Source organism: Exiguobacterium sp. s142 (genome assembly GCF_018618455.1).
Lineage (GTDB): Bacteria > Bacillota > Bacilli > Exiguobacteriales > Exiguobacteriaceae > Exiguobacterium > Exiguobacterium aurantiacum_A.
Genome location: NZ_JACSMB010000031.1, coordinates 1 through 8,404 on the forward strand (window position 1 = coordinate 1; position 8,404 = coordinate 8,404).

At 36.2% G+C, this 8,404-nt stretch carries 3 protein-coding genes; 2 read left to right on the forward strand and 1 reads right to left on the reverse strand.

Annotated elements, in window-relative coordinates; translation table 11 throughout:
* Nucleotides 1-278: 278 nt before the first annotated feature.
* Nucleotides 279-4,346: an NACHT domain-containing protein gene (locus KNP77_RS15425; RefSeq protein WP_214891666.1), complete on the reverse strand. Its 4,068-nt coding sequence runs from the start codon at nucleotides 4,344-4,346 to the stop codon at nucleotides 279-281.
* A 258-nt stretch (nucleotides 4,347-4,604) separates the two neighbouring features.
* On the opposite strand from KNP77_RS15425, the gene KNP77_RS15430 reads away from it, so the two are divergent.
* Together KNP77_RS15430 and KNP77_RS15435 are read left to right on the forward strand one after the other, a co-directional pair.
* Nucleotides 4,605-6,041 carry a hypothetical protein gene (locus tag KNP77_RS15430; protein ID WP_214891668.1) on the forward strand — a complete coding sequence of 479 codons (1,437 nt, stop codon included), beginning with the start codon at nucleotides 4,605-4,607 and terminating at the stop codon, nucleotides 6,039-6,041.
* 808 nt (nucleotides 6,042-6,849) lie between these two features.
* Nucleotides 6,850-7,917 (forward strand): hypothetical protein, encoded by a 1,068-nt coding sequence (locus tag KNP77_RS15435; protein ID WP_214891670.1) that lies wholly within the window; start codon nucleotides 6,850-6,852, stop codon nucleotides 7,915-7,917.
* Nucleotides 7,918-8,404: the final 487 nt, after the last annotated feature.

An 8,404-nucleotide genomic window follows, 5' to 3' on the forward strand; every position in this document is an offset into this window, starting at 1 on the left:
TTGTGTCGTAACTTCATTCTACACGAGGCCATCGCTATGGGCTTTTTTGCGTTCACGTTCAGGTGTTGCACTTAATTTTATAATTCATCATACTTTAAAGTCTTTGCTAAAATTAATTTCTTGATTATATATTTTCCTATCAATATTTTTAATATGTAGATAAATTAATTTTGACATAATTAATCCCTCTCTTAAATAACATGAAAGGACTCTAAAATTGATTAAAGTCCTCTCTTTTCAGTATTAAATACACTGTTTCTTTAGTTTTAATTACTGACTCATTGATATTCACTATAATTATCTAAAATTTCATAATCAATTCTTTTTCCCATATCCCAGCATATTAACCATTCATCTTTCCTGTTATTCTTTGTTCTTTTCTCTACATAAAAGTCCCAAACCAGACTCAACTTTTCTTCTTTCAGATAATTATCTAATAAATCTTTTCGAATTATTAAATTTTGCTCATATCCAAAAGTCTTTGTATCTAGAGCTACCATTTCTCCTTCTTCAGTTATCCAAACACCTTCAGAAGTTTGAGTTAAATTATAATATGTTACTATATCTTTACCAGGAAATAAGATGCTTATAGTCATCCTTTCATGAGTTTCATAATTAATATTATTTTCCCACGTAAATTCCCAAAGAGCATCCTGTACTTCAAAGTCTCTATAAGCACTCTGATAATACGCATCTTCAGATGCAGGATATCTGTAATGTTCAAACGCGAATACTGAGTAACTGTTGGCCCAATCTACACTTAAATTGTCTTTATTTTTTATTTTTGCACTTATATATTCTGCCTTTTGATGAGTTGGTACAAATACAGCTTTAGATTTTACAAAAAATTCATTGGTTCCACTTTCAGAATACTCACCTCTTACTCTTTGTGACATCATTTGACCTAACGAAATGAATTGTTCTCCTTCATAATAATATTCTAAGAATTGATGAATATTATCTACTTCAACTGAATTTTTAACCCAATCTTGATCAGGTTCTTCCGGCAAAATATTTTTGTTAATTCTTTTATCTTGTTTCGGATAATGAAATAATAAACTTGGATCAATGTCTCTAATAAATGGAGTCCAGGGACCATGAAAATGAATACTATCGAATTCCTCATTATAATTACGATTCATTTGGAAGTTGTCACAAAGTTTAGCGAGAAGTTCATACATTGCAATCCATTGATATTTCTTACCAATACGCTCTATAGAATTTTGATGACGGTCGAAACTTGAAATATTGCTATCATAGTTGCCATGGCTTTCTTCGTTATAACCGTAGTCAATTATCCTCATAGCAATAATATTGCTTAAATCTTGATCGTTAAATTGTATATCCCAGTACTTTAAAGAGCTTCCAAATACGTAACGACCAAAATCTCCATACATAGCTGTTCCTCGTCCATACTCAGTAGTTAATGATCTAACAATAGTTTCAAATCCCGTTTTTCTTCCCCTAGATAGTTTTTTAAATTCTCGAACTTTTTCATCTATTTCTTCTAATGTGTAAGTTGAATCATACCACGTACTTTTATATGGAGGTGTAATTTTTTGTTGAATACTTTCATCAATAGATTCGCCTTCATACGCTGCTAGTATAATACCTCTGGCGTAGTCTCTTACAAGAATATTTGAGTATACTTCTTCCACCGAAAAAAACACTTCAAAAATTAATTTTGAAAAGCTTTTAATTCTTTCCTTGTCTCTAATTCTTAAACATGCTCCATACGCACTAGCCAATAAGCGTTCCATAATGTATGGATCATTAACTTTTTCAAACTTTTTAAATGTAATCGTAAGCAATTCTGGGTACTTTAAAAACACTTTTACTAGTGCATGAGTTGAAGAATCTCTTAACTCTCTATTTGTGCTAGACATAAGCCATACGTAAACTAAAGACATGAGTTTATAATTATCATATTTCAGGTGCTTTCCACTCAAACTGTCCTGTAATGCTAGATTTATATATTCTTGGACTACTTCGGGAAAATTATTAATTATTTGAGTCCAAAAAGAATCTCTCTCTTGTAAAGTCAAAGAATCTAAATGCTTGTGTAATAATAAGCTATTTAATTTAGATTCTGCTAGATATGATTGTTTCAAAAGTTGTATATAAACTATATCTGACAACCATAGCGACCCCTGATTTAAGCACTTTTCTATCCATGCTGTAGTATTTAAAGTTAATGAACTTTGACTTCTCCATGAAAGTCCCATCACAAACGCTTCAGCAATCTCTGCCGTGATTTCGTTCTCACTAAATAAATCAAAGATTTCTCTGTTCTTCTTTTCTGGTAAAACAATTGATAAACCTTCTAGTACTCCACTATAGAATAAATAATTTTCATCATTAACGTCTTTTATAACATCTACACAAAGTGGTTCGTCAGAAACTAAGGAAATCGCGATATAAAGATCAGCAAAACGTTCATAAGTAAAGTATGCAATCTCATTACTCGTATAGTCTGTACTTACTGTTAATATATTCTCTTCAACCAACCCGTTGACTAACTCGCGATAATTATCTGTATATTTTGAAGCAACTGCATTAATGATATCGTACAAGTCTGAGAGAGCTATTTCTTTAGTTTTATTATTCAAAAATGAGAATGCAATTGCTTTTAAAATCTTATCAATCAAGTTGATTTCCGGTAAGTATCGGAACCGCATATCAGTCGCTAATTTTTTGTTAATTTTAATTATGTGTCTTTTAAGAAGTTCAAAGATACTCCATCCTCTATATTGGTCTTGTTCAATTAAAAGCTCACAATAAGTATGTAAAAACAATGGATTTCTAGACTCTAATTCAAATGATGGGAAATCAACTAAATTGATATTATAAAAATCAAAAAGTGGAATCAAATCTTCTATGCTGGAAAGACTTAACCCTAAATGTTCGATTTTAGTCAAAGGAAATTCAGATTCGATTTTTTCAGGTAATATACTCTTGATAAAGTTACTTCGAATAGTGAATACCAACGCAATATGGGGATAGTCCCTGAACTGATTTAAGAAATTCAAAAAGAATTCTTTCCAAAAATGTTTTCCAGACCCTTCATTTAGTGCATCAATCATAATGACTGTTTTTTTACCGTTTTCAATTCCTCTGCTATTAAACTCTTCCAGGAATAACTCTCTAGTCCCACGATAATCCAACCCCCGAAACAGTTGAGTAAAAGGATCTTCTGTTGTCTTAAAATGTTGTCCTAAAAACAATAGTACTTCATGACCGTTTTCTTTTAGCATTCTCGCATTTTCTGCCAGCAAATGAGATTTTCCTATTCCGCCCTCCCCGTAAATCACCATATACGGTTTACTGAGCAACTTCCGATTTACTTCATTAAATATATTTGTCACTTTAAAACATGATTCAAAGGTGTTTTGCGCTATTTTTACTAATTCATGATATTGGGTTTGAGGAGCAATCAGCTTATATTTCCCAATAATAATTTCAAGGTCATATGCAACCTCGTAAATCTCATTGAAATACGTATCGTTTTCTAATTCTAAAAATACCTGATGCTGAATTCCCAATATTCTCGAAAGTCGTTCTTTTAATCGGTTTAATATTGTATTATCATCGTCAAAAAAAATGGTGCTATTCAATTCCAAATTGTTTAATAGATCTTGAATATTAAAATTCAAATCATTTGCTACTTTTCTTGCATTTTCAATAAAATCTTTTTCCCCAGCTATCACTTTAAAATATGAATCTAAACTTGTTTTAACGTTAGCATCGGGCATATATCTGCGGCTCAAATCTGCCACACTTTGAGAAAGCAACGCGTTCATTTTAGGTGTTGTAAAAATGGCTAGGTGTTGTCGTTGTTGAATCAAATCTAAATTTTCAGCCAAAAATTTTTTTAGATCCTCGCTACTTTCAACCACTTGATTTTGAATAACAGAAATAATTTGACGTTCATTGTCTGTGAAATATGTATCTCTAATTTCTTCTAAATAAACTATTAAATCTTCAAAATATTCCTCACAAATTGATAAATACAATGAGTTTTTAGTATTACCATTAGTATTATTAGGATCAATTTTCTCGATTGTGATTTCCGAAAGTCTTGATACTAATTGTTCTCTGGAATATGAAGGGCTTTTAGTAGTAAATACAAAACTATAAATTAATCCAGTTACTAAATTACTGTTTAATACTTTTTGAAACGTTAATGTATCAATTAATGTATTATCATATTCTCTTCTAAAATCCATTATTTTTCGAATACGATATTTTATTCTCCATTTGTTTCGTAATGAAGTTTTTGACTCATTGATTATGTAACTAAATGCAGGTTTAACAGCAAAATAAATTGTTGAACTAACGGTGGGCATATTAAACACTCCGATTCATTTTTTCAGTTAGTTATATGCAAGTTGTAAAATTAAATTAATGTTCCACTTAAATATTATAACAATATTTAGCAAAGGATAATTTAATTTCTCTTCAATGTTCTTTATTCACGAAGCCTTAATAAAAGTGTGCGCCGGCGCACACTTTTCTATGAACATACGGTATTTGAAATAATTTAAATTGGATAAAATTATATGACTTAATTTGTGCTATATTTATTCCTAGAAGAGGTGATCAATATGGAGACTCAATCAACCTCCAATGGCCGCTCGCAACAACTCATCATTTCTCAAGCGGTCACGGCTATTCAAAGGCATCGTATGGAGGAGATTCTCCACAGCGTGTCTATTTTTGATATCCAGGAATTCGTCACGACACTTTATCAAGAGCACTATCAATTCGAAAATTTAGAGGCTTCTTATAAGAAGATACGTTATCATTCATTCAACAAGCTAAAGAAGCGATGGGTGCAGGCTGCCATCCGAAACTACGAAGAGGGACGTGGCCCGAAGAAAGAATTGCGTGCCCGGTTCGAGATGATTACCGCATATCATCATTTGGTCGGCCCGGAAGCCTTCCTGAAAGAGTTTCACGTGAAAACCATCGAAGGTTATATGCAACAATGCATCCTAGAATTGAAAGAATGGGCTGAGAATCCGAATCTGTTAATCCATACGTATCCTTACTGGTCCCAAAAGACGGTGAATCAGAAGAAGACCTCACTCAAGACGGATGTTTTGATGATCCTGTGGGAGGTCGCCAAAGAGGTAGATCTCAACCAACCGACTGCGCACCACTCTCCGACGCTCGCCGTCGATATCCCGTTCTTCGGTATGTCCGACCGCATAAAGAACCAGACAGACCTGTTGGATGAGAAACTGAACGAAGCGTCGCAGCTGAATCTCGAGCTTCAAAACTATGACACGGTGATCCCGAAATACAAGAAGGGGATTCCCGACCACCTCTCTGTCCTCGTCAGCAAAGAGTTCATCCAAGAATTGAACGGGAAGGTGCCGGATCTTGACTCGAAAGACTTCGAGGCCTTCACAGAAATTCTCGCGTATCGGGACATGACGTTCCAGACAAGCCGAAAAATCATCTTCCCGCTCTCGCAGCTCGTCAAGAAGCTGTATGCGAACGATAGTGGCAAAAGCTACGATCTGACGACGCAACGTCTCATGAAGCTCGGTTATTATCGTGTCGCAGGACACAACGAGGACGGGGACTTCTTCATCCGAGGCCTGTTCTCCTCGGTGACCATTAAAAATGCGACAACATTAGCCGAGAGCCAAGTCATCGTCACGGTCAGTGAGGAAATCTACGACGACCTGTTGAAACAACAGATCGTCAGCATCTATGGGGAACAGATCGAACAATTGAAAGGCAGCTTCGCCTATCATCTGGCCTTCGTCCTACAAAAAGAGCGGATGAACTCCATTCAGACAGGGGAGCAGCAACCCGTCCGAAGGCACTGGCGTCAGTTCACCTATTCGATTCGATTCAACAAGGTCCGAAAGGCCGATAACCTGAAAGAGCTTGAATTGAATCTGGATCGGATCAAGGAACATGATTTCATCCTGAAGGATTGGCACCGTTCCGGCGATTATTACTTCTTCACCTTCTATCCGTTGGAGTCTTGGGAATTGCCAGGTCATGTGGACACGTTACTGTTATAACTGTTATCGCGCAGAACCCAGTCTATCTGGGTTCTTTTTTAATTCATCTACTTCATTGTTTCACATGAATCACGACGATTCGAATTTAACAGTAAAGTTGGAACCAACACGTCCAATAACGTCGAGTATCGTCGGACATCCTGAATTATATCTTTGCTTGTACCGTACCAAACTTACACTTTTCTCTCATTCTTCTTAAAAAATAGGGGTGGTTTGAATCTAATTTCCCTAAATTTTTCATATAAAAATTCGATAGATATTCAATCAAATCGCCTTTCTTGGTGAATATGGCTTTCCTTTATATCAGATTTCAACGATTTTGGTAACAGATGACCGTACTGAAAGTGCATTTTCTTATTTTGGTAACGAAACACCGTACCGAAACTACATTTTTATGGATTCATCGCCCTTTAGAAAATAAATTTTTGAGACTCTTTTTGCCTTTTTGGTAACAAATGACCGTACTGAAACTACATTTTCTTCTTTTTTGGTAACAAACGACCGTACCAAACTTACATTTTTTCGTTTTTGGTAACAAAACACCGTACCGAAACTACACTTTTCTCTTTTCCAACTATAAAAATCTACTCTATTTTCTACAGGAATGGCCCTATAGAGCGGACAAATCAATTTTGGTAACAAATGACCGTACTGAAAATGCATGTTTTTCTCGGTTCGAAATGGCTTTATATCAACGCATTTTTCATTTTGGTAACAAATGACCGTACTGAAAACGCACTTTGACACTATCTTGAAAGAGCTGGATACTGAAACTAGCATATTTTAGGATAGGGGAGGTGTAGGAGAGATGATGGAGACGAATCGACATATTTTAATCGCCAATAAACTATTGGTCGCGATGAGTGGATTGACACGCTGGACGAAACGCGCCGATCATTACCGTTATGAGCAGCATCATTATAACATCCCGGCCTGTTTCACGGCCTTCAAATGGACCAAGTCTCGGATCCGTCATATCCTCTCCATTCTCGCCTACGCTGACGACCAAGGGAAGATTGAATTCATCGAAGACCACATGGTCGCGGATTTTGCATGTACGTCGGTCCGCTCCCTACATAACAACTTGAAGACCTTCGAACAGAATGGTCTCATGACGGTCGTCCGTCACTTCCCAGGAGTGATCTCAATCCAATTGACGGATTACCTTGAAAACTATCGTGATTTGTTTGTAGACGGTGCTACGGTCGGTTCGAAGACCGGATATACGTCTGTTTGGCACGGTCTCTTGGCCGAATTAATCGCACTCGATAATGTGAATACGTTGCGACTCGCGCTACGGACAATCGTCCAGGTCGAAAAAGACGTTCATGTCCAGTCAAATGAACAGGCCATCCTGACCTACGATGAGATCAAAGGGTTCCTTCCTAAATACTGTGGCCATAAGCTCGCCATCCAAAAGATGATGGCTGGTCTCAAATTCCTTAAAGTGTCGCTTGTTGAAGACAGTAAGCGTTTCTTAAATATGGTCAAACAGAACATCTCGCTTAAGAAACGAGTCCAAGACGTGACACGACCGCTCTTACTTGAAGTCCAGCTATCAGCTGCGCAAGACAGTAAGCAGATCAAAGAGAAAGACCGCACTGATGTTCAACTCCTTTGGTTCGAGTTGCGCAAGCGAGTAGGGGAGTTCTTCGACTTTGACGTGCTCAAGGTCAACCGTGATTCACTCTTCTCGATGAGCGATACATTCGGGGCCGAGACATTCAAACGGGTCGTCGAAGAGTTAAAACAAGCATTCCTACACCATCGTGAGGACTTGGTCCACTCGAGCACCCATAAGCTGTTCTTTGAGGAGCCGATTTTCTATCTCCATCAACGACTTAAAGAGAACCAGGCAAAATTGGCTATCGCATGATGGTCTATTTGTCATGTTCATTTTTGAAAATATATATGAAAATCACCCATTCTTGCAGGGATTTTCATCTGTTTGTATTGTTTCCCATTCGTTCTAAGTCATCATTGCAACTGAATCTGCATTTTTTTACTTCTAGGAAAAAAATCAAACCAAACAGTTAAGTAATCAAGGATTTACTGAATTAAATCCTCTCTCGTTTTTTAATTCTCAAATCAGAGTTGAAAAAAAATGAACCTTTGGGAACGAAACTATGGCCCTTTTGAAATATCTCTTTTCACTTAAATCGTCAGAAGGATTGGTACGACTGGCTTGAGCTACCCTCTTCTTTTTCTAATTCTATTAATTTTTATTTAACTCTCTCTAATCTATTTATATTTTTTTAACTCAGAAGAATATGGTGTGAACGCTAGAATAAAATTGACAGTTTTTGCTCGATACGATTTTACACTATTGCCGAAAAATCAGAACAGAACTCCGATAGATTAGT

What these genes read in the sequence shown, in the direction of transcription:
- KNP77_RS15425 (WP_214891666.1), bottom strand. Translation starts at nt 4,346, where the DNA reads ATGCCCACCGTTAGTTCAACAATTTATTTTGCTGTTAAACCTGCATTT.
- KNP77_RS15430 (WP_214891668.1), top strand. Translation starts at nt 4,605, where the DNA reads ATGGAGACTCAATCAACCTCCAATGGCCGCTCGCAACAACTCATCATT.
- KNP77_RS15435 (WP_214891670.1), top strand. Translation starts at nt 6,850, where the DNA reads ATGATGGAGACGAATCGACATATTTTAATCGCCAATAAACTATTGGTC.